Source organism: Microbacterium hominis NBRC 15708 (genome assembly GCF_001592125.1).
Classification (GTDB): domain Bacteria; phylum Actinomycetota; class Actinomycetes; order Actinomycetales; family Microbacteriaceae; genus Microbacterium; species Microbacterium hominis.
Map to the genome: position 1 here is coordinate 23,239 of NZ_BCWI01000007.1, position 19,862 is coordinate 43,100.

17 protein-coding genes are annotated in these 19,862 nt (G+C 71.9%); 5 read left to right on the forward strand and 12 right to left on the reverse strand.

Going from position 1 to position 19,862, the window contains the following annotated elements; all coding sequences use genetic code 11:
• The first annotated feature begins 17 nt into the window (after window positions 1-17).
• Window positions 18-218 (forward strand): hypothetical protein, encoded by a 201-nt coding sequence (locus MHO01S_RS07440; protein WP_060960099.1) that lies wholly within the window; start codon window positions 18-20, stop codon window positions 216-218.
• 28 nt (window positions 219-246) lie between these two features.
• Here MHO01S_RS07440 and MHO01S_RS07445 read toward each other — a convergent pair whose 3' ends face one another.
• The 5 genes from MHO01S_RS07445 to MHO01S_RS07465 all read right to left on the reverse strand — a co-directional run bounded on the left by MHO01S_RS07445 (window position 247) and on the right by MHO01S_RS07465 (window position 5,347).
• The gene (locus MHO01S_RS07445; protein ID WP_060960098.1) at window positions 247-1,221 is read right to left on the reverse strand and encodes a Dyp-type peroxidase; all 975 of its coding nucleotides are present in this window, start codon (window positions 1,219-1,221) and stop codon (window positions 247-249) included.
• 71 nt (window positions 1,222-1,292) lie between these two features.
• Complete coding sequence (locus tag MHO01S_RS07450; RefSeq protein WP_060960097.1) at window positions 1,293-2,507, reverse strand: cupin domain-containing protein; 1,215 nt, start codon at window positions 2,505-2,507, stop codon at window positions 1,293-1,295.
• Between the two features lie 136 nt (window positions 2,508-2,643).
• A complete protein-coding gene (locus tag MHO01S_RS07455) occupies window positions 2,644-2,928 on the reverse strand; it encodes a hypothetical protein (protein ID WP_060960096.1) in 285 nt (94 codons plus the stop codon).
• 54 nt (window positions 2,929-2,982) lie between these two features.
• On the reverse strand, window positions 2,983-4,629 hold the full coding sequence (locus tag MHO01S_RS07460) for an MFS transporter (protein ID WP_167626516.1): 1,647 nt from the start codon (window positions 4,627-4,629) through the stop codon (window positions 2,983-2,985).
• Complete coding sequence (locus MHO01S_RS07465; protein ID WP_060960094.1) at window positions 4,622-5,347, reverse strand: alpha/beta hydrolase; 726 nt, start codon at window positions 5,345-5,347, stop codon at window positions 4,622-4,624. The genes MHO01S_RS07460 and MHO01S_RS07465 overlap by 8 nt, the downstream gene beginning before the upstream one ends.
• 266 nt (window positions 5,348-5,613) lie before the next feature.
• On the opposite strand from MHO01S_RS07465, the gene MHO01S_RS07470 reads away from it, so the two are divergent.
• Together MHO01S_RS07470 and MHO01S_RS07475 are read left to right on the forward strand one after the other, a co-directional pair.
• On the forward strand, window positions 5,614-6,675 hold the full coding sequence (locus MHO01S_RS07470; protein ID WP_060960093.1) for a helix-turn-helix domain-containing protein: 1,062 nt from the start codon (window positions 5,614-5,616) through the stop codon (window positions 6,673-6,675).
• A 93-nt stretch (window positions 6,676-6,768) separates the two neighbouring features.
• Window positions 6,769-7,893, forward strand: coding sequence for an FAD binding domain-containing protein (locus MHO01S_RS07475; RefSeq protein WP_061782085.1), 1,125 nt, complete (start codon window positions 6,769-6,771; stop codon window positions 7,891-7,893).
• On the opposite strand, the gene MHO01S_RS07480 is transcribed toward MHO01S_RS07475, so the two are convergent.
• The 4 genes from MHO01S_RS07480 to MHO01S_RS07495 all read right to left on the reverse strand — a co-directional run bounded on the left by MHO01S_RS07480 (window position 7,863) and on the right by MHO01S_RS07495 (window position 12,517).
• Complete coding sequence (locus MHO01S_RS07480) at window positions 7,863-10,169, reverse strand: XRE family transcriptional regulator (protein ID WP_060960092.1); 2,307 nt, start codon at window positions 10,167-10,169, stop codon at window positions 7,863-7,865. The genes MHO01S_RS07475 and MHO01S_RS07480 overlap by 31 nt on opposite strands.
• 64 nt (window positions 10,170-10,233) lie before the next feature.
• On the reverse strand, window positions 10,234-11,457 hold the full coding sequence (locus MHO01S_RS07485; RefSeq protein ID WP_060960091.1) for an MFS transporter: 1,224 nt from the start codon (window positions 11,455-11,457) through the stop codon (window positions 10,234-10,236).
• A 3-nt stretch (window positions 11,458-11,460) separates the two neighbouring features.
• Window positions 11,461-11,997 (reverse strand): DsbA family protein, encoded by a 537-nt coding sequence (locus MHO01S_RS07490; protein ID WP_060960090.1) that lies wholly within the window; start codon window positions 11,995-11,997, stop codon window positions 11,461-11,463.
• 13 nt (window positions 11,998-12,010) lie between these two features.
• Window positions 12,011-12,517 carry a redoxin domain-containing protein gene (locus MHO01S_RS07495; protein WP_060960089.1) on the reverse strand — a complete coding sequence of 169 codons (507 nt, stop codon included), beginning with the start codon at window positions 12,515-12,517 and terminating at the stop codon, window positions 12,011-12,013.
• Window positions 12,518-12,776: 259 nt separating this feature from the next.
• Between MHO01S_RS07495 and MHO01S_RS07500 the strand changes: the two genes are divergently transcribed.
• Window positions 12,777-13,613, forward strand: coding sequence for an alpha/beta fold hydrolase (locus tag MHO01S_RS07500; protein WP_060960088.1), 837 nt, complete (start codon window positions 12,777-12,779; stop codon window positions 13,611-13,613).
• Window positions 13,614-13,675: 62 nt separating this feature from the next.
• Here the strand turns inward: MHO01S_RS07500 and MHO01S_RS07505 are convergent, their stop codons facing one another.
• Together MHO01S_RS07505 and MHO01S_RS07510 are read right to left on the reverse strand one after the other, a co-directional pair.
• Complete coding sequence (locus MHO01S_RS07505; protein WP_061782086.1) at window positions 13,676-14,827, reverse strand: GDSL-type esterase/lipase family protein; 1,152 nt, start codon at window positions 14,825-14,827, stop codon at window positions 13,676-13,678.
• Window positions 14,824-15,927: a LacI family DNA-binding transcriptional regulator gene (locus MHO01S_RS07510; RefSeq protein ID WP_060960086.1), complete on the reverse strand. Its 1,104-nt coding sequence runs from the start codon at window positions 15,925-15,927 to the stop codon at window positions 14,824-14,826. Before MHO01S_RS07510 ends, MHO01S_RS07505 begins: the two co-directional genes overlap by 4 nt.
• A gap of 76 nt (window positions 15,928-16,003) precedes the next feature.
• Here MHO01S_RS07510 and MHO01S_RS07515 point away from each other — a divergent pair, with 76 nt between their 5' ends.
• Entirely contained in the window at window positions 16,004-17,221 is a 1,218-nt protein-coding gene (locus MHO01S_RS07515) for a serine hydrolase domain-containing protein (RefSeq protein ID WP_061782087.1), read from the forward strand.
• A 32-nt stretch (window positions 17,222-17,253) separates the two neighbouring features.
• On the opposite strand, the gene MHO01S_RS07520 is transcribed toward MHO01S_RS07515, so the two are convergent.
• Window positions 17,254-19,818, reverse strand: coding sequence for a glycoside hydrolase family 2 protein (locus tag MHO01S_RS07520; RefSeq protein ID WP_061782088.1), 2,565 nt, complete (start codon window positions 19,816-19,818; stop codon window positions 17,254-17,256).
• Between the last annotated feature and the right edge of the window lie 44 nt (window positions 19,819-19,862).

Genomic DNA, 19,862 nt, shown 5'->3' on the forward strand with positions numbered 1-19,862 from the left:
CGGATATGAGGAGTGACATGACTGAGACGAACGGCTCCGGCCCGGCAGACCTGAGCGGCACCGTGGACGAACGACTCGCACAGCTGACGGCTCTGGAATCGGCCTCAGAGCCGCTGAGTGCGCAGTGGCTGCATCGTCAGCTCCGCTCCGCGCTCAACGCCTGGGCCGAGGATGCGACCACGGTCGACATCGACCTGGAATCCCGCACGGACTACTGACCGCGCGGCTACCCCGGCTGCCGCCCGGCTACGCAGGCGGCGTCGCCGGGTCGTCGGCGAGCCCGCTGAGGGCATCCGCCGACGGCACGAAGAACGTGCAGCCCATCACCGGCGTCGAGAAGTCCAGGATCCGGTCGTGGAGTCCGGGCGGGTCTCCGATGAACATCCGCTCCAGCATCTTCTCGATGACCCACAGGTGGCGCGCGTATCCGATGAAGTAGGTGCCGAACTCCGACGCGCCGGGGCTGCCGAACGGCATGTTGTCGCGGAGGATGTCGTGCTCGACACCGTCGACCACGATCGTCGACAGCGTCTTGTGCGACTTCTGCCCGGTGTCGGCGTCGTCCAGTTCGACGTTGTCCGCCTTCTTCCGACCGATGATCGCCTCCTGCTGCTCGGTCGTGAGGGCCTGCCACGTGTCGAGGTCGTGAAGGTACTTCTGGATCACGACGTAGCTGCCTCCCGCGTTGTCGGGATCCTCGTCGCCGATCAGCGTCGAGTCGGCGACCGCGTTGCCGACGGGATTCGCGGTGCCGTCGACGAAGCCCAGCAGGTCACGGACGTCGAAGTAGCGGAAGCCGGTCGTCTCGTCCACCACGGTCACGGCATCCCCGAGCGCATCCATCAGCTGGCGCTCGAACTCGAACGTCAGATCCTGCCGGTTCGCGCGGATGTGGAACAGGATGTCGCCCGCGGTGCTCGGCGCCGTGTGCGTCGCGCCGGTGACCGCCGTGAAGGGGTGGAGCCCGCGGGGAGCGGCCCGCGACGTGAGGCGGGGCCACACCCGCGAGCCGATGCCCACGGTGCAGGAGAGCTGGGCGTCGAGGTCGCGGAATCCGACGTTCTTGATGATGTCGTCGATTCCGCTGATGGTGTCGCGGACGGTGGCCGCGGCATCCGCGTCGTCGTTGACGGTCACGACCAGGAAGGTCGCACTGGAGGTGAGAGGCGCATCGACTTTCTGGGCCTCGATGGGAACGCGTCTCGACGAGGAGTTGCTCATGCTCCCGAACCTAGGGCACCGGGTGGGTAATGCGTTCCGACGCCTGTCGAGCACCTCCGCCGCGGCGCGGCCTACGTGCGGAGGGGGGTGATGCCCTGCGTGCCCCGCGGGAACGTCGCGAGGTTCGCCGCATCGATGTTGAGATGCGCGGCCACCAGCGCGGGCGGGACGTGGCTCAGCCAGTTCGCCAGCGAGATCTCCTCGTACTTCGGCGCCTTGAACACCTCGAGGAACTGCAGCACGTCATCCCCGGTGTTCTCGACGTAGTGGCCGAAGTTCTTCCTCACCACGCCGACGTCGCCCGCGCGGAAGTCCGTGGTGTTGGCGTGGGGGCCGGTGTTGAACACCGTCATCCGGGCCGACCCGCGGAGGTAGTACTGCCACTCGTCGGCGTTCGGATGCCAGTGCAGCTCGCGCATCGACCCGGGCTCGACGGTCACCAGCGCGGCGGCGACGGTGCGCGAGAGCGGGAAGTTCGTGCTGTCGGCGATCTGGATGCTGCCGCCCGAGTTCTTGTGCAGGGGCTGCGACCGCGACAGGCGGAAGATGATCGGTTCCGAGGCGCCCCATTCCACGCCCGCATCCGTCTGGTCGGTCGCGAGGTCGCCGGGCTCCTCTCCGGGGAAGATCCAGAGGTTGTGCAGCGGGATGTCGGCGAAGACCTCCTGTGCGACGCCGAAGTTCTTGGCGAGCACCTCCGGGGGAGTGTGGGCGAACCAGTCCGTGAGCAAGAGCGTGTTCGACTCGGACTGCTCTCCGTCGTCGAACGCCAGCACGAACTCCGCGCCGTCGGGCCCGAGCCCCTGCAGCGAGTGCGGCGTCCCACCCGGGAAGAACCACAGGTCGCCTTCCTCGACGTCCTCGACGCTCGGAAGGCCGGAGCGGCCGAGGGTCGTCACGCGGCACCGGCCGCGGGTCATGACCGCCCACTCGGCCGTCTGGTGCCAGTGCAGCTCGCGGATGCCGCCGGGCTCCAGATACATGTTGACCCCGGCGATCTCGTCGGAGATCGCGAAGTCCTGCTTCGTCAGCTCGCGGGCCCATCCGCCGCGCTGTACCCGGCGCGGGGAGATGTTGAACGACGACCAGAACAGCGCCTGCGTGGAGATGTCCGTTCCGGGCGCATCGATCTGGTCGGGGAACTGGCTCTCGATGACCGGGTTCCGGGGCCCGGTCATCGTGAGGCTCGCCGGGTCGTCCACGGTGTTGGACTCGCCCTCCGGGGGGAGATCGGGGTTGCCGAACACCGGCGACTCGTGGTGCGGGGTGGGGGTGTTGTCGTGCATGGGGAGCTCCGTTCGTTCTCGCGGCCGTCGTGCGGGCATCGGCCCGCCCTCTCAGCACAGTCGTCGAGAGGGGACGCGGCCTCAGACAGATGCAGAAGATTGCCCGGATGCCGAAGGTCGCGGCCCCGTTCGGCGCCTACTTCTTCGTCGTGAAGATGCCGTTCTCGCGCAGCAGGCGGCGCACGTCCAACACCATCTGCTCGTCGACGTCCTTGTGACGCGGTCTGGTGAGGAAGAGCTCGGACTGTCCGAGCCGGACCCGGAACGTCCCGTCGTGTCCGGCGGTCACATCCGCGATCTCCTCGAGGAGGGAGAGGATGTCGTGCCATTCGAGATTGTGCGAGGTGGGGTGCTGTTCGAGGTGGTACAGCGTGGTGCGGTGGTGCTCGGACAGGTGCGCGGTGAGCGGCTGGTCGGACATGTGGGTCTCCTTCGTCGGATGCGGGGTGGGGTGGGTCTGTCGGTGCGGATCTGATCAGGCGGGGGTGGATCGGGGGTGTCGGCGCGGGTGCGTCCGTCCGATGTCGAGGAGGTGCGTCGCTTCGGGGGCGACCGCGCTCATCGCCCACGCGCGGGAGATCAGCTCGCCGTCGAACGCCGTCGTGCGCCCCTCGTGCTGGCTCACGTGCTCCCGCCACGACCCGACGGTGTACGCCTCCACGAGGATGTCCGCGTCGTCCGCATCCGCGTAGACGCGCCACTCGCGGCCGCCGGTGCGCAACCGGGTCTGCTTGACCTGCGACAGGAGAGCAAGGAACTCCGTGCGCCGGTCGCGGGGGACGGCGTAGCGGATCAGGACGAGCACGGCCGCGTCGTCGCGGCCGTCCGCCCGCGGCTCGTCCTGGACGCCCGGGACCTCGACGATGTCGCGTCCGATTCCGGTCGTCGTCGGCAGGGGCCACGCGAGCAGCGACAACGCACTCAGGATGCAGAGAACCCCCGCGCCGACGACGACGGCCCCCGACCCCCATACGGCCGCGAGGATGCCGGCGAGCGCGGCGCCCGCCGCCGTGCACCCGTAGAGGACCAGCTGATAGAAGGAGAGTCCGCGGGTGCGCACCCACACGGGCAGGAACGCCTGGATGGTGCCGTTGATGGTGGCGATCACGCCGATCCACGCCAACCCCGTCGCGACCAGGACCGGGAAGGTCACCCAGAGCGTCGGGGAGACGACCAGGACCACCAGCCCCGCACCGAACACGGCGGAAGACGCGAGGACGACGCCGTTGAGCGCGGCGATGCGGCGAGCCCACGGGAGCACGAACGCCCCGATGATGGAGCCGGCGCCGAGGGCGGCCAGCAGGAGGCCGTAGCCGGTGGCGGCGAAGCCCAGGGAGTCTTTCGCGATGGTCGGCAGGAGTGCCCACAGGGCGTTCGCGGGGATCAGGAAGATCGCCAGTCGCAGCAGGGTGAGCCGCACGACGCGGGAGTGGAGCACGTAACGCGTGCCGGCGCGGGTGGCGTCGACGAACGGTTCGTGACGGGCGGCGGGCGGGCGATAGGTCTTCCAGAACAGCAGGACGCCGAGGAACACCACGAACGAGGCCGCATTGAGGAGGAAGACCGCGACGACCCCGAACTGTGCGACGACGAGTCCGGCGACCGCGGGGCCGACGGCGCGCGCGATGTTCACGCCGATCGACGAGAGGCTGGCCGCGTCGACGAGCATGTCGCGCGGGACGATGTCGGGCACGAGCGCCTGGAAGGCGGGCAGCTGGACGGCCGAGATGGTGCCGAGGACGAAGGTGCACACCAGCAGGATGGTCGGGGTGGTCTGGCCGCTCCAGGTCAGGAAGGCCAGCACCAGCACCACGACGAACTGGACGGCCTGCGAGTACAGGAGCACGAGTCGCCGGTTGAGGAACTCGCCGATGACGCCGGAGGGAATGGCGAAGATCAGCACCGGCGCCGCCGATGCCGTCTGCACGAGCGCCACGAGCAGGGCGGAGCTGTTCGTCTCGACGAGCAGCCACTGCGCACCGACCGTCTGCATCCAGCTTCCGATGTTGCTGACGAGGGAGGCCAGCCACACCAGTCGGAAGATGCGTACCGTCAGCGGTGTGAATCCGGACGCCCAGACGCGGGGCCCTGCGGGAGGCCGTTCGGCCGGCGCGTCAGTCATCGGCGGCGACGTCCCCGAGGATGGTGTCGATGAAGCCCACGATCTCGGCGGCATGGGTCTGTGTGACCAGGTGCGGCGCGGCGAGGGCGACGACGTCGCGGCAGTGGGCGCGCCGGTACCCGAAGCGCTGCACGTCGGGGTTGATCGCGCGATCCTCCGTGGCGACGACGCCCCAACTGGGCCTGCCGCGCCAGGCCTCGACGCGCGCGCGCTCGCTGAACACCGACACCGACACCGGCCGCTGCGAGACGGCGAGCACCGAGGCCTCGTCGGCGGGGAGACCCTCGGCGAGCAGGCGGGGGAACGCGTCGACGGCGACGGTCACCTCCGTGCCGGGAACGCCGTGGTCGTCGCGGAACATCGCGGGGACGAGGTGCTGGGAGACCTCGTCCGGGGCGAAGGCGTCGCGCATCTCGCCGATGCTCTCGCCGCGCTCGAGCGCGTAGCCGGCGATGAAGAGCAAGCCGGTGACGTTCGCCGCGTCTCCCGCGACGGTGATGACGGCCGCCCCGTAACCGTGCCCGACGAGCAGCACCGCCCCGTCGATGCGCTCGACGACGGTGCGGATGTAGGTGCAGTCGCCGTCGAAGCTGCGGCCGACCAGGGGAGGGGCGAGCACGGGATGCCCGCCTCCGAGCAGGCGCAGCGCGATCGGCCACCAGCTGGACGCGTCCAGGAAGGCGCCGTGAACCAGGACGACCGTCGTACGTGCTGTCATGTGGATACCTCGTGGTGGTTGTGCCGGCCCTGAGACGAATCTAGGAACGAGTGCGCCGACAGCACTCCGACAGGAGTCGGAGACGTGGCCCGGCCGGCGGACGGTGCCCACGGTGGATGCGGAGACGTCGCACTTCTGCCTGTTTTCTTCCTGGTGCTGCCGTCGCGGACGCGGTCGGATGGCTGTGACTCGACTTCGGTGTGGCTGCGTGTCGGCTACTGCCGGCGCGGCCTCATGGTGGGCCCGGCCCGGATAGGAGTGCATCCGTGAAAGCCAGCGAGAGCAGCGCCGTCGTGCCTGCCACGTTGCAGGGCATCGCCGAACAGCTCACCGCCGCGCTCGGACGTCCGGTGTGGGTCCGCGGCGGACCGCCGTCTGCGCCCGCCGGCGTGTGCGGCGCGACGGATCCGTCGCTCGCGGCACCGCGCCGGCTCGACGTGACGGTGGAGGACCGGGGCGTCGTGGTGGCGCACATCGCCGTGCGGACGGAGGGACGATCCCTCGGCCCGTCGGACTTCGAGGCGCTCGATGCGGCATCCCTCCTCGTGCGAGACCTGTTGCGCGCGGAGGGAGGGACGAGCCGCGAATCGGTGCTGCACGATCTCCTGCACGACGACGAGGGCGTTCGGCGGAGCGCGTACGCCCGCGCGGTGCAGCAACGGTGGCTGCACCGCGACGAGGGCACCGTCGTGCGCGCGCTGCTCGTCGATGCGACCGTCACGGACATCCATGCCATCGCCTTCGCCCGGCACCTCGCGAATCTGCGCCCCGTTCCCCACCACTTCATGGCCCTGCACGCCGGCATGGTCATGCTCGTGGGGCAGCCGTCCGATCGCGGCATCGACGACGTGATCCTCCGGGAGGCGACCGCGCGCGGCATCCGTGTCCTGGGAACCGGCTCGGCCTCTCCTGCGCCGGGGGCGGAGGACGTGCGTGCCGCGGCCGACGAAGCAGTCATCGCCGCTTCTCTCGCCGCCGCGCTTCCGCAGTTCCATCCGGCCGTCGACGCCAGTGAGCTCGGCGGCTGGCTGCTGCTGGCCTCGGCCTCGGCGAACCCGGAGCACCTGCGCATCATCTCGCCGGCCGCGCATGCGCTGTACGTGCACGGCGACGGCAGCCAACGAGAGACCATCGAGACCTACCTGGATGTCGGCGCGAACGTGGTGGCGGCGTGCGAGATCCTCTTCGTGCACCGCACGACGCTGTACTACCGGCTCGAGCGGATGCCGGAGGTCGTCCGCGACGCTCTGAGCGACGGCATCAAGCGCAGCACGCTCCACGTCGCGCTGAAGCTCATCCGGCTCTGGGAGGCGACCGGACGTGCTTGATCGTGTGGGGGCGGACTTCCGGCGAACGTCGAAGCGCCGCGTGCGGCCGGGGCGATACCGTCGACCCATGCCCCGCTCAGGAGAGGTCGGACGATGAGGACGGCGTTGCGGGTGGGCGTGATCGGCGGGTCTCTCGGGGGCCTGTTCACCGCTGCCCTGCTGCATCAGGCAGGTCACGACGTCACCGTCCTCGAACGGTCCCGCGCGGGGCTGGCCCGACGCGGCGCGGGCCTGGTCGGTCAGCAGGACCTGTTCGACGTCCTCGCGAGGCTGGGGTTGACCTCGGTGCTGCGATCCGGCGTGGAGGCGCGCGAACGCATCACGCTCGGCCGCCGCGGCGACGTGCTCCATCGCGACCCGACGCCCCAGACGCAGCTGTCGTGGGACTACATCTACGACGGCCTGCGGGCGCTCATCCCCGCCGGCCGCTACCGGCTCGGCAGTGCGGTCACGGAGGTGCGGTCGGACGGCCGGCACGCGACCGTCCGCATCGAGGACGGGACGACGATCCCGTTCGACCTGGTCGTCGGCGCCGACGGTCTCAACTCCGTCGTCCGCCGCGCCGTCGCGCCCGAGCGGTCGGACAACCGCTACGTCGGCTACCTCACCTGGCGCGGGCTCGTGCCGGAGGCGGCGCTCCCGGAGCGGGCCGCGGAGACCCTGCTCGAACGGTTCGCCTTCTACACGGCGCCGGGCGCCCACATGCTGGGCTACCTGGTCCCGGGACCGGACGGGCAGACGGCGCCGGGGCGGCGTCGGTACAACTGGGTCTGGTACCGGACGCTGCCGTCACCGGAGCTGGAACGTCTGATGGTCGCGTGCGGGCACGGCGCCGCGAGCACCTCTCTCGCACCGGGAGACCTCCCGGCAGACCTCCGGCAATCGCTCGTCGCGGCCGCCGCGGCAGAGCTGCCGGTGCCGTTCGCGGATGCCGTCGCGGCCGAGCCGCGACCGTTCCTGCAGGCCCTCTACGACTACGTCGCGCCGCGGATGGCGGCGCCGTCCGTCGCGCTCGTCGGCGACGCCGCCGTCGTCGTGCGCCCGCACACCGCGATGGGCGCGGCCAAGGCCGCGGGAGACGCGATGGCGCTGGTGGACCTCCTGGGCACCGAGCTCTCCCTGGCCGACGCGCTCGCGACCTACGACCGGGACCGGCTGCCGGTGGGCCGCGCCATCGCCCGCTACGGTCAGGAGCTGGGCGACTCGCTCCCGCTGTGAGGCGCATCTCGCGCGGTCGTCCGTCCTGCCGTCATCCCCGCGATCTCTCGGCGGAACCGGGCGAAGATGAACGCCTCGCTGCTTCCCGGGCCGAGCAGGCGCAACGCCTCCTCCGCCTCGGCCATCGCCGCTTCCGACTCCCCGGCTTCGATCAGCGCGCGGATGTGGCGGCGCATCATCAGGGCGACCCGCATGTCGTCGTTGAGCGAACGGGCGATCTGGATGCCGATCGCGCCCGCCCGGATCCCGTCGTCGTAGCGGCCGACGGCGATGTACGCGTCGACGAGGTCCAGATAGGCCGCGTATCGCGTGATGAGCGTGAGGAAGCCGTCGGCCTCGGGTTCGGCCTGGATGCGCGCGAGCGTGGACTCCAGCTCCTCGATCGCCGCGAGGTGCTCACCGCGGGTGTTCATGATCATCGTCGTCAGCAGGCGCGCGTTCTCCACTCCCACCTTCTCGCCCGCGAGTGAGAACGCCCGGATCGCGCCCTCGGCGGCGTCTGCGGCCTCGACGACACGGCCGAGCAGCCAGCTCGCCCATCCCACGTAGTAGTTCGCCCACCCCTCCTGCGTGGCGTCGCCGGCGCTCAGCGCCGCGCGGAGTGCCGAGCGTGCCGTCACGACGGCGCGCTCGCGGTCTCCGACCTCCACGATCTCGGCCCACGCGAGGTAGCCGAGATGCGTCGCCTCCATCAGCGGATTTCGCAGACTCTGCGCGGCGGTCACGGCGAGGGAGAAGAACCGATGCCAGTTCCCCCAGGAGAGCCAGACGTCGGAGTACCAGTGGAGGGCGTCGGCGACGTCGACGACCGTCTCGTTCTCGCCGAGCTCGGCGGCCTCCGCATACGCCGGCCACCAGTGCTCGGCTTCCGTGCGGATCCACAGCGCCGCCGCGTCGGCGCTGACGAAGCCACGACCGACCCGGCCCGCCGTGTGCTGCTCCCTCTCCGGCTCGAACCAGGCCCCCGCCCGTTCCAGGCTCCCCAGGATCCAGGCGCGGATGTGCGCGCGGCGCCGTTCGAGCTCGTCCGCACCGACGACGTCGCGCAGCCTGTTCAGGCCGAACAGCCGCATGAGGTCGTGCAGGCGATAGCGGTCGCCGCCGCGCGCTTCCAGCAGCCCGAGGTCGGTCAGGTCGTCGAGTCGGAACTCCACCTCTGCGACCTCGGTCGAGCGGACCGCGGCGGCGGCCAGCTGCGCATCGAAGGTCTTGCCGCCGATGAGCGCGACCCACCGGAAGAGCGCGGCCGTGCGAGGGTCGAGCTCTTCGTAGGAGAGGGAGATGGCGGCTTCGACAGCCAGGTCGCCGGCGACGAGCAGCCGCAACCGGTCCTCGGTGGTCCGCAGTCGCCGCAGCAGGTCCTCGACGTTCCATTCCGGCCGGCTGGCGATGCGGCTGCCCACCACGCGCAGTGCGAGCGGGACGTCGTCGCACAGCCCCGCGACTTCGTCGAGCGCCTCGTCGTCGGCTCCGGCCTGCGGGATGAGGCGGCGCAGGAGAGAGACGCTCTCGTCGCGTTGCAGAGGACCGAAGCGCAGCCGCCGCACTCCTTCCAGCCCGGCGAGGCTGCGGCGCGACGTCACGACGACGATCTCGCCGCTGCAGATCGAGAGGATCGGGCGGACCTGCGACTCGTTCGCGGCGTTGTCGAGCAGGACGCGCACCGGACGGGCGTCGACGGCCGCGCGCCATTGCCGAGCGGCGACGTCGAGATCCGCGGGTGCCTTCTGCTGCGTCCCCTGCAGCTGGCGGAGCATCGCGGTGATGATCTGGAGGGGCGTCAGCGGCGAGGCGTTGAAGCCGTCCAGGCCGACGAAGACGGTGGGATCCTGTGCGGATCGGCCGCGGGCGAGGATCTCGACGGCGCCCGTCGTCTTGCCGATGCCGGGGGCGCCGCTGATGACGAGCGCCGGGCGGCTCTCGCCGGGCTCGCGTTCTCCTTCGAGGATGTCGAGGGCCTCACGGATCTCGCGCTCTCGCCCGGAGAAGTCGAACACCCGATGAGGCGAGACGCCCCCGGTCGCCTCCGCGGCGTCGACGCCGCGGGGACGGGCGCGGGCCGCCCGGAGGAACGTGTGTCGCGTGGCGACGTCCAGGCCGAGTCCCTGGGCCAGTGCCTCGACGGTGCGACGCTGGGGCGAGGTGCTGGCGCCTCTCTCGAGGTCGCCGATGGTTCGTACGCTCACACCGGACGCGGCCGCGAGGGACTCCAGCGTCGAGTTCTGCCCGACGCGCAGCGACCGGAGCAGCTGGCCGAACGGTGACGGCTCGGTCACGACGCCCTCCCTCTCACAGTCGTCAGTCTGACAGAGCCTGCCGCCGACGAGCCGCCCGCTCCTCTCACGCGCCGGATGCCGCCGCGCGGCGCATGACCAGCGCCGCGGAGACGGTCGCCACCAGCACGGCGGCGGAGAAGACGAGGAGCACGATCGCCTGCGGGGCGACGGTGAGGCTCACCCCGATCGCGAGCACCGGAAGGGCCAGCCCGCAGTACGCCACCAGGAAGATGAGCGCGAGGGTCTCCCCGCGGCGGCCCGGCTCGGCCAGCCCCGCGGCGGTGGCGATGGCGGACTTGAACAGCACACCGACGCCGACGCCCGACACGACGCCGCCGACGAGGAAGACGCCGAGCGAGGGAGCGAACGCGCCGACGGCGACGGAAGCCAGCCCGACCGCGCAGCACACGGCCGCGATGGTCAGCTGGATGCGCAGCGGGACCGCGGCGAGTGCCGCTTGGCCGATCGCCGCCGCGGCGAAGACGCAGGACGCCGCGATGCCGGCGAGGAGGTGGTCGTGCTGATCGAACGTCGCGATGAGGATGGTGGGCGCGAGCGAGGTGAACAGCCCGAACAGGGCGAAGCCCGCGAACGCCCCGAAACCGGCGGCCACGAACGCGGCGCGCCCGCGCGGGGGAGCGGCGATGCGTTGCGGCCGATAGCGCCGACGCTCCTCCGGCTCCGGCACCGTCTCGGGGACGCAGCTGACGGCGATCGCCGCGACGATGAGCAGGACGAGGAACACGGCGTGGGGGAGGACGAGCGGATCGGGGAGGAACTCGGCGAAGAGTCCGCCGATCAGCGGACCGAGCGCCAGGCCGCCCAGATTGGCGGCGCCGGCGACCGACGCCGCGACGACGACGCTCTCGGTGGGCCGGGCGTGGGTGCGCAGCTCGCCGAGGTGGGCGGTCGCCGTCGCGGTGAGGATTCCGACGCTCGCCCCGTTCACGAGCCGCGCCGCCAAGAGGCCCGGAACCTCCGTCCAGAGCAGGAACATGCCGGCGGAGAGCGCGGCGATCAGAATCGCCACCGTCAGCATCCTTCGCCGGCCCATCCAGTCGCTCACGTGCCCGAGGAGGAACAGGCTGAGCACGACACCCACCGCGAACGCGGCGAAGACGAGCGTGATGACCGCGACGGGGAAGCCGTCGCGCTCCTGATACAGCGGATACAGCGGGGTCGGGACGGTCGCGTAGGCCATCACGAGGACGAAGGCGCTCGCGACGACCCAGAACCCCGCCCCGTGCGAGATCTGCGGCAGCCCGAGCGGGGTGGCCCGCTGCGCCATGGGTCAGGACCCGCTTCCGTGGCCGGCGAGCGCCGACCGGATCGCCTCCGCGAGTCCTGCCGTCCCGGCCTCCACGAGGGCGCCGTTGAGGAAGAAGGTGGGGGTGCCGTTGACCCCGCTGCGGATGCCGCCCTCTTCGTCGGCCCGTATCCGAGCGGTGTACCGGTCCTCCGCGGCCGCCTTCCCCAGATCGGCGACGGCGAGGCCGAGCGCCTCGCAGATGCGCTGATAGAGCTGAGGGCCGAGGTCGATCTGGTTCTCGTAGAGCAGGTCGTGCGCCTGCCAGAACTCGCCGTGCTCCGCGGCGAACTCCGCGACGAAGGCGGCGTCGACGGCCTCGGGGTGGATCTGCGCGAGGGGGAAGTTGCGGAAGACGAATCGGATCTTCCCGTCGTACTCGTGCAGCAGCTGCTTCACGATCGGGAAGGCCTGGCCGCAGTACGGGCACTGGTAGTCGCCGTACTCGACCAGCGTCACCGGGGCGTCCGGCGGGCCGAAGCTGTGGTCGTGGTCGGAGACGGGGATGCGAAGGTGGGACATGGCGGGTCCGATCTCAGGGGGAGGGCGTGGTGGGCGATGCCAGGGCGTCGAGCGCGTCGAGGACGCCGTCGACGCCCGGGTTCACGTCGATGGGCGACAGGTAGCTCCAGGCGATGACGCCCGAGGAGTCGATGACGAACAGCGCACGCGTGCTCGTGCCGGTGTGGAAGTCGTAGGCGCCGTAGCGCCGGGACACCTGCCCCTTCGGCTCGAAGTCGCTGAGCAGGGCGAAGGTGAAGCCGCGATCCGCGACGAAGGCCCGATGCGACCAGACGCCGTCGACGGAGACGCCGAACACCGCCGCGCCGTGGGCGGTGAGAAGGGGCATCGCCGCGTTGACGACATTGAGCTCGTCGCCGCACACCGCGCTCCAGTCGGCGGGGTAGAAGATGAGCACCACCGGCTGTCCGCGAAGGCTCGACAGGGTGACGGTGTCCTCCGGCGTGCGGTGCAGCGTGAAGTCCGGCGCCGCGGTGCCGGCGCCGAGGACGCTCTTCGGATGGTGTTCGACGTAGCCCATCGTCGGCTCCTCTTCGCATCGGTCGGACGTTGTTCCCCTGCGCCAGACGGTACGCGCGTGCGGGCCCGCTGTCACAGGACAGATGTCGAAACGCGGGCGGGCCGGCGTGCGGGAGCCTCCCAGAGTCTGAACAAAAGTAGGAGCGCCGCGGTTCTCGTCCGGCGTTATCGTGAACGCGCTCCCGGCTCGATCAGCAGTCGGGAACACCGGATCGTCGTCCCGAGACCGCCTCGGGATCACATAACCCTGGAGGTCGACCATGTCTTTTGTGACGACGGAAGATGGCGCGGAAATCTACTTCAAGGACTGGGGTCCCCGTGACGCCCAGCCCATCATGTTCCACCACGGCTGGCCGCTGTCCTCCGACGACTGGGACGCGCAGATGCTCTTCTTCCTGAACGCGGGCTACCGCGTCGTCGCCAGCGACCGCCGTGGTCACGGACGGTCCTCGCAGATCGCCACCGGCCACGACATGGACCACTACGCCAGCGACGCGAGCGCCGTGGTCGAGCACCTCGACCTCCGCAACGCGATTCACGTCGGACATTCGACCGGCGGCGGTCAGGTCGCGCGGTACGTCGCCCGGTACGGCGAACCCCAGCGGCGCGTCGCCAAGGCCGTGCTCGTCTCCTCGGTTCCGCCGCTGATGGTGCAGACCGCGGCGAACCCCGAGGGCACGCCGCTCTCCGTCTTCGACGGTTTCCGCAGCGCGCTCGCGGCGAACCGCGCGGAGTTCTACCAGGCGGTCGCGTCCGGGCCGTTCTACGGCTTCAACCGCGAGGGTGCGACGGTGTCCGAGCCCGTCATCGCCAACTGGTGGCGGCAGGGGATGACCGGCAGCGCGCAGGCCCACTACCTCGGCATCGCGGCCTTCTCCGAGACCGACCAGACCGACGACCTGACGTCGATCACCGTGCCCGTCCTGGTGCTCCAGGGCGACGACGACCAGGTCGTGCCGTACAAGGATGCCGCGCTCAAGCAGCACGAGCTCCTGCAGAACTCGACCCTCAAGATCTACGAGGGCTACCCCCACGGCATGCTGACGACCCACGCGGAGGTCATCAACCCCGACATCCTCGCCTTCATCCGGGCCTAGCCCGCGGCTCCGCCCTCGCGACAGCGCACTCCGGAGGTCCGGAGTGCGCTGTCCGCGTGGGCTCAGGCGCGGCGTCGCCCGACGGCGGCGAACGGGCCGTCGGGCGCGAACGCGTAGTCGGCGAACCGGGCGCCCATGCGCTCGTAGGCCGCCGCGTTGGGATGCAGACCGTCGTCGAGGTCGCCGATCTCGCTGTCGGGCAGCAGCGCACGACCGTCGAGCCAGAACAGCCGCGGGTCGTCGGCGCGAGCGGCCAGCACGTTCCCCCAGGCCTCGCGGACGATCGCGAGGCTCATCCCGCCGCGCTCGAGCTCCCGCGCGTCGCCGGCGCTCACCGCCTGGCCCGTCGCGGGGTCGATCACGGTCGGGCCCGGCATCCGCTCCAGGGACGGGCAGGGGATCGGCCCGATCGCGACGAGCGGCGTGTCGGGGTGGCCTTCCCGGATCGTGTCGAGCACGCCGTGCAGCACGGGTTCGAACAGGCGCCGGCGCAGGAGATCGCCGTTGACGACATTGACGCCGATCTCGATGCTGATGGCGTCGGCGGGGTGGTCGCGGATCGTCCGCGCCACGAAGGGATCGCCCACGGCGTTGCCGCTGAAGCCGAGGCTGCGCAGGCTCACCGCGCCCGCCGCCGCGGCCACCGCCGGCCACGTCCGGGTGGGCGCGGACGCCTCGCCGCACTGGCTGATGGACGAGCCGTGGTGCAGCCACACGGGCCGGGCGTCGCGGGGCGGCGCGAGAGGCGCGTCGGCGCGCAGCGCCACGAGCTCCACGGCTGTGGTGTGCGGGAGCCACACCTCGACGGCGTGCGCGCCGCGACCGGGTGCAGGAAGGGCGAAGGAGACCGTCACGGGGGGGCGCTCCTGGGTGAGCGCGCCGTCCGCGGCGACGAGGGTCTGCGCCGGGACGGGGACCGAGACGGAGCCTCGGCGCTCGCCGTCGACGACGAGCTCGACGATCGCGGGCGCTCCGGGGGCGATCCCGATCACGACGAGCTCGACGGCGATCGCGCCTGCCGCGGTCGACGTGGCCACGCGCACGCCCGAGGTCATGGCCACCACGAAGTCGAAGCCGGGGTCGGGGATCTGCCGCCGCGTCCACTCCGGCAGCCGCCGCGGGCGCACCCCGTACCGCCCCGGCGCGAAGCCGAGCGCGCCGACCACCTCGACATCGGCCGAGGGGAACGGGGCCGTGTAGGTCAGGGCGCTCATCGCGGGTCGGCGTCGGGCGTGGACGACGAGGTTCCGCGCACCGGCGGGGCGGTCACCGTCCGCAGCAGCGTCTCCACCAGGTGCAGGCGGGCGGCGTCCCCGCCGCGGACCGTCGCGCCCGGGGCGTAGGCGGGAGCGATGGGGGTGGCATCCGCGGTGTCGTCCTCGTCCAGGGCGGCGATGAGGTACTGCGCCGCGCGCTCGCCCACGGCCGTCAGCCGCGGATCGATCGACGCGAGGTACGGGTCGGCATCCTCGCCGTAGCCGGCGACGTGGTCGTAGCCGATGATCGCGATGTCGTCGGGCACCCGCACGCCGGCGGCTTCCAGGCCCGCCGCCAGACCGATCGCGATGGCGTCGCTGCCGGCGAAGACGGCGTCGGTGTCGGGCGCCTGCGCGAGCAGCAGCTCGGCGGCGCGGTGCCCCCAGTCGCGGCTGAACTCGCCGTGCAGGATCACCGCGGGCTCCCGTCCCGCCGCGTGCACGGCTGCGGTGAAGCCGTCCGCGCGCTCCCGCACCGACGGCAACGCGGCCGCTGCCGTGACGTGGGCGATGCGCCGCCGGCCGGCCTCGAGGAGGGTCCGGGCCGCCAGCGCCCCTCCGGCGTGCTCGTCGGGGTGGACGCTCACCGCCCGGTCGGGCTCGTGCGGGCCGAACGCGTGCACGACGGGGTGGGAGTCGCTCGCGCCGATGTCGGCGATCGGGACGTCGGGACCCTCGCCGATCACGATGATGCCGTCGACCTGCCGATCGAGCATGTGCCGCACGTGCTGGTGGCGCCGCTGCGGATCGTGGCGCGCGTCGTAGAGGATGCTCGCCAGGTCGTGGTCGCTGAGGGCGCGGTTGATGCCGATCAGCACCGGCATGCAGAACGCGCCCGCGGCGTTCTCGGCGAGCACGCCGATGGTGCGGCTGCGTCCGAGGGCGACGCTGCGGGCCAGGGCGTTCGGTCGGTAGTCGAGGTCGCGCGCGGCATCCAGGACACGCTGTCGGGTCGCCTCGGCGACGCGCCCGGTGTCGTTCATCACCTGGGAGGCCGTGGGCACGGACACCCCTGCGGCCCGGGCGACGTCGGCCAGGCGCGCGGATCTCTGCGGCATGGGCACATCCTCTCGCAAGCGGTGGCGCTTCTGTCGCCCATCTTATGCCAAAGCGCTTCGGCAGTAGACTGGCGGCGTGACGGACGACCCGCAGACCCCCCGCATCCACCCCCGCGCGACCGCCCCGGCCCACGGCCACGTCCATCCCGCCTACGCCGGGGTGGCCGAGGCGTTCGCGCGCGTGCTCGAGAGCGATGCCGCCGGTGCGGCGCTCTCGATCGTCGTCGACGGGGAGACGGTGGTCGACCTGTGGGGCGGCGCCGACCCCCTCTCGGGGCGGGCGTGGGAGCGTGAGAGCGCCACGCTGGCGTTCTCCGCGGCGAAAGGCATGGTGGCCCTGCTCGTGGCACAGCAGGTGCAGGCCGGTGCGCTCGATCCCGCGCTCCCCGTCGCGCACTACTGGCCGGAGTTCGCCGCAGCCGGCAAGGAGCGCATCACCGTCGCCGACGTCCTGACGCACGTCGCCGGCATGCCCACCCTGCCGATCCGCGAGCCCGAGGACCTCCTCGATCCGCTCGCCCTCGCCGCCCGGGTCGCGGCGGCGCCGCCCGACTACGCCCCCCGCAGCGCTCGTGTCTACCACGTGCTCAGCTACGGGGTCATCGCCGCCGAGCTGCTCCGCCGCGTCACCGGGGACGACGCGGCGACCCTGCTGCGCGAACGGGTCGCCGATCCGCTGGGTGCGGCGCTCTGGCTCGGGCTGCCGGCATCCGAGGACCGTCGCTACCTCCCCGCCCTCATGGAGCCGATCGTGCCGCCGCCCGCGCCGGCCGGTACGCCGGAGTCGACCGGCGCGGCCTGCGCGGCCGCCTTCCGCAGCACGGTGCAGATCGTCCCGTTGTTCGAACGGGTCGACGGGATGCTGGGCACCGAGCGGGTCAACGGCCTCCCCTTCCGACGCGCGCTCGTTCCCGGGGGCGGTCTGGTCGCGGACGCACGCGCCCTCGCCCGGGTGTACGGGGCGTGCGTCGCGCCGGTCGACGGGGTGCGTCTGCTCGACGACGACACCGTCGGCCTGGTGTCACGCGACTGGCTCGGCGGCATCCGCGAGCCGCTGTGCCTTCCCGGCGCCGCCGCGACCGTGCGGTGGGGGCTGGGGTTCGAGATCTCGCACGCTCTGAACCGCATGCTCGGCGACGGCTCGTTCGGTCATTCCGGCATGGGCGGCCGGCTCGCCTTCGCCCACGCCCCCTCGCGCACCGGCTTCGCTTTCGTGGGACAGCGGATGACCTTTCCGCCGCCCGGCCAGGACCCGCGGTGGGCGCTTCTGCTCGACGCGCTCGCCGCGGTGTGACGGCCGGGGCGTGAGACGCCCCGGGGCCGCCGTCAGGATGCGTCCGCTCGCGCGAGCTTCTCCGCCTTCAGCTGCGCGAGACCGCGGTAGCCGGCGTCCGGGCTCGTCGCGGCGCGGGCGGTGCGCAGCGCGGCACGCACCGCCGCGGGCGTGAACGCGTCCGGCGCGGCGGTGCGGATCGTCCACGCCACCGTCTCGCCGGGCAGCAGCGTCTCGAGGGTGCGCTCGGCGTGCGCGTCGGGGTCGATCTGATCGACGAGCAGGGTGGCGTCGCGCAGCAGCGTGCGCGCGGTGAGGTGCACCGACACCCCCGCGGGCACCGCGTCCACCTCCACGTCGAACCGCGGCTCCGGGTCGGGGTGGACGCGATCCGTCTCGCCGAGCAGGACGCTCCGCGACGCGCGCGCCCCGGACGCGCCGGGTGCGCCGGACGCCCCGGGTGCGCCGGTGTCGGCATCCGTCGGGGTGAGCACCGTCGCGACGAGGAGCTCGTCGCCACCGAGGTCGGCGGCGAGGGCGTGCATCGGCACGGCGATCGCCGTGTGCGCCGGCACGTGCACGGTGGCCTCGGTCTGCCCCGAGGGCGCACCGCGCGTCCAACGCTGCACGTCGACGACCGCGTCCCACGGCTCGGGTGTGCTGTTGCACGCGAACAGGGTGGGTCCGTCGGCCTCGTGTCGCAGGACGACGATGCGCGGGCGGTAGGCCTCGCGCACGGCGTAGGCGACCGGCTTGTAGCGGTCGGCGACGTCGATCATCGACCACGAGAGCGCGGGCCAGCAGTCGTTCAGCTGCCACACGATCGTGCCGCGGCAGAAGGGCTCGAGAGTGCGGAACCGCTCGACGCCGTAGCGCACGGCGCGCGCCTGATCGAGCTGGGCGAGCCAGTACCACTCGTCGAAGTCGGTCGGCACGCCGAAATGGGCGTCGAGCACGTCGTTGATGCGCTCCGTGCCGCCGGCCGCCTTCTGGCGCTGGATGGTCCCCGCCGAGAAGGGTCCCGGCCACTCGTCGTGGACGACCGCGTCGAAGGTCGCGCGGGCCGGGGGTCCCTGGAACCCGAACTCCGAGACGAACCGCGGGCGTACGTCGTCGTAGGCGCGGTAGTCGTCGGGGATCCACCAGTGCACCACGCCGCGGGAGGGATCGTTGGGATCATCCCACCGTCCGCCCGACGACGGGCTGCCCACGAGATAGGCCCGCGAGGGGTCGAGCTCGGCGACGAGTCGGGGGAGGAGGTCGACGTAGAACGTCTCGCCCCAGCTCGCGCCGTCGAGCACGTGCTCCCAGTCGTGCAGGAACCAGAACCACAGGTTCTCGTTGTTGCCGTTCCAGAGCGCGAGGCTGGGGTGCGGCATCAGCCGGGTGATGTTCTCGCGCGCCTCCGCCTCGACCTCGCCGGCGAAGGGCTCCTCCTCGGGATACGCCGCGCAGGCGAAGAGGAAGTCCTGCCACACGAGGATGCCGGCCTCGTCGCACGCGGTGTAGAACTCGTCCGACTCGAACACGCCGCCGCCCCACACGCGCAGCAGGTTCGCGCCGAGGTCGAGCGTCTCGGCGATCCGACGGCGGATGTCCCGGCTCGTGACGCGGGCGGGCGAGGTGTCGTCGGGGATCCAGTTGAAGCCCCGGACGAACATCGGCACCCCGTTGACCGTCAGGCCGAAGCTGCGACCCTCTGCATCCTCGGTCTGATCGACCACGAGATCGCGGAACCCGATCCGCCGCGTCCAGACGTCCAGTGCGGCGCCGTGCGCGTCGACGAGCGTCACGGTGAGCTCGTGCAGCACGGGCGCCCCCATGCCGGTCGGCCACCAGCGGGCGGGGTGCGGCACGACGAGCTCGCCCCGGAGGCGGTCGGAGTGCGCGGGCGCGGCGATCCAGGTGCGGGCGCCCCCGACCTCGACGAGCACGCCGAGGTCGCTCTGCCGCCCGGACTCGGCGGTGCGCTCCAGCTCGATGTCGAGCGAGATCACGCCGTCGTCGCCCGCGAGACGCGACGTGGGCCGCACGGCGCTGAGCCGTGCGGTCGACCACGCCTCGACCTCGACGGTGCGCCAGATGCCCGACCCGGGCAGGGCCGGGCCCCAGTCCCAGCCGAACGCGCACGCGTTCTTGCGGATGAAGGGCGACAGCGTGCTGAAGACGGTCCAGCGCGCTCCGAGCCGGTCGCGTTCCGCCTCCGCGGCGGCGACCGGCGAGCGCAGGGCGACGCGCAGCTCGGCGGGGCCCTCGGCGAGCTCGGGCGCGGCGACGCGCCAGGTGCGGTGCATGTTCGACAGGCGTGCGCGCGGGTCGCCGTCGATGAGGATGTCCGCGTGGGTGTCGACGCCGTGGAACACGACCTCGATCCGCTCGGGGGTGCCCGTCACGGCGGGGAGCCGGGTGCGGTACTCCCAGTCCGCTTCGCCGATCCACGTGAGCCGGTGCTCGTTGTCGTCGTCGAACGGGTCGGCGATGGCCCGCGCGTCGCGCAGCGCCATGTGCACGTCGCCCGGCACCGGGGCGTCGAAGGTACGGCCGACGACGTGGTCGGGGAGGGGGCCCGACGCTCCGCGGAGCTGCCAGACGGCGTCGGTGGGGATACGGGTGAGCACGGCGTCGTCCTCGTCTCTCAGCGGGTGTCACGGATTTCGGATTG

Bases quoted from the DNA above. Each gene is read 5' to 3' on its own strand.
- MHO01S_RS07440 (WP_060960099.1), top strand. From the start codon at position 18: ATGACTGAGACGAACGGCTCCGGCCCGGCAGACCTGAGCGGCACCGTG.
- MHO01S_RS07445 (WP_060960098.1), bottom strand. From the start codon at position 1,221: ATGAGCAACTCCTCGTCGAGACGCGTTCCCATCGAGGCCCAGAAAGTC.
- MHO01S_RS07450 (WP_060960097.1), bottom strand. From the start codon at position 2,507: ATGCACGACAACACCCCCACCCCGCACCACGAGTCGCCGGTGTTCGGC.
- MHO01S_RS07455 (WP_060960096.1), bottom strand. From the start codon at position 2,928: ATGTCCGACCAGCCGCTCACCGCGCACCTGTCCGAGCACCACCGCACC.
- MHO01S_RS07460 (WP_167626516.1), bottom strand. From the start codon at position 4,629: ATGACTGACGCGCCGGCCGAACGGCCTCCCGCAGGGCCCCGCGTCTGG.
- MHO01S_RS07465 (WP_060960094.1), bottom strand. From the start codon at position 5,347: ATGACAGCACGTACGACGGTCGTCCTGGTTCACGGCGCCTTCCTGGAC.
- MHO01S_RS07475 (WP_061782085.1), top strand. From the start codon at position 6,769: ATGAGGACGGCGTTGCGGGTGGGCGTGATCGGCGGGTCTCTCGGGGGC.
- MHO01S_RS07485 (WP_060960091.1), bottom strand. From the start codon at position 11,457: ATGGCGCAGCGGGCCACCCCGCTCGGGCTGCCGCAGATCTCGCACGGG.
- MHO01S_RS07490 (WP_060960090.1), bottom strand. From the start codon at position 11,997: ATGTCCCACCTTCGCATCCCCGTCTCCGACCACGACCACAGCTTCGGC.
- MHO01S_RS07495 (WP_060960089.1), bottom strand. From the start codon at position 12,517: ATGGGCTACGTCGAACACCATCCGAAGAGCGTCCTCGGCGCCGGCACC.
- MHO01S_RS07500 (WP_060960088.1), top strand. From the start codon at position 12,777: ATGTCTTTTGTGACGACGGAAGATGGCGCGGAAATCTACTTCAAGGAC.
- MHO01S_RS07505 (WP_061782086.1), bottom strand. From the start codon at position 14,827: ATGAGCGCCCTGACCTACACGGCCCCGTTCCCCTCGGCCGATGTCGAG.
- MHO01S_RS07510 (WP_060960086.1), bottom strand. From the start codon at position 15,927: ATGCCGCAGAGATCCGCGCGCCTGGCCGACGTCGCCCGGGCCGCAGGG.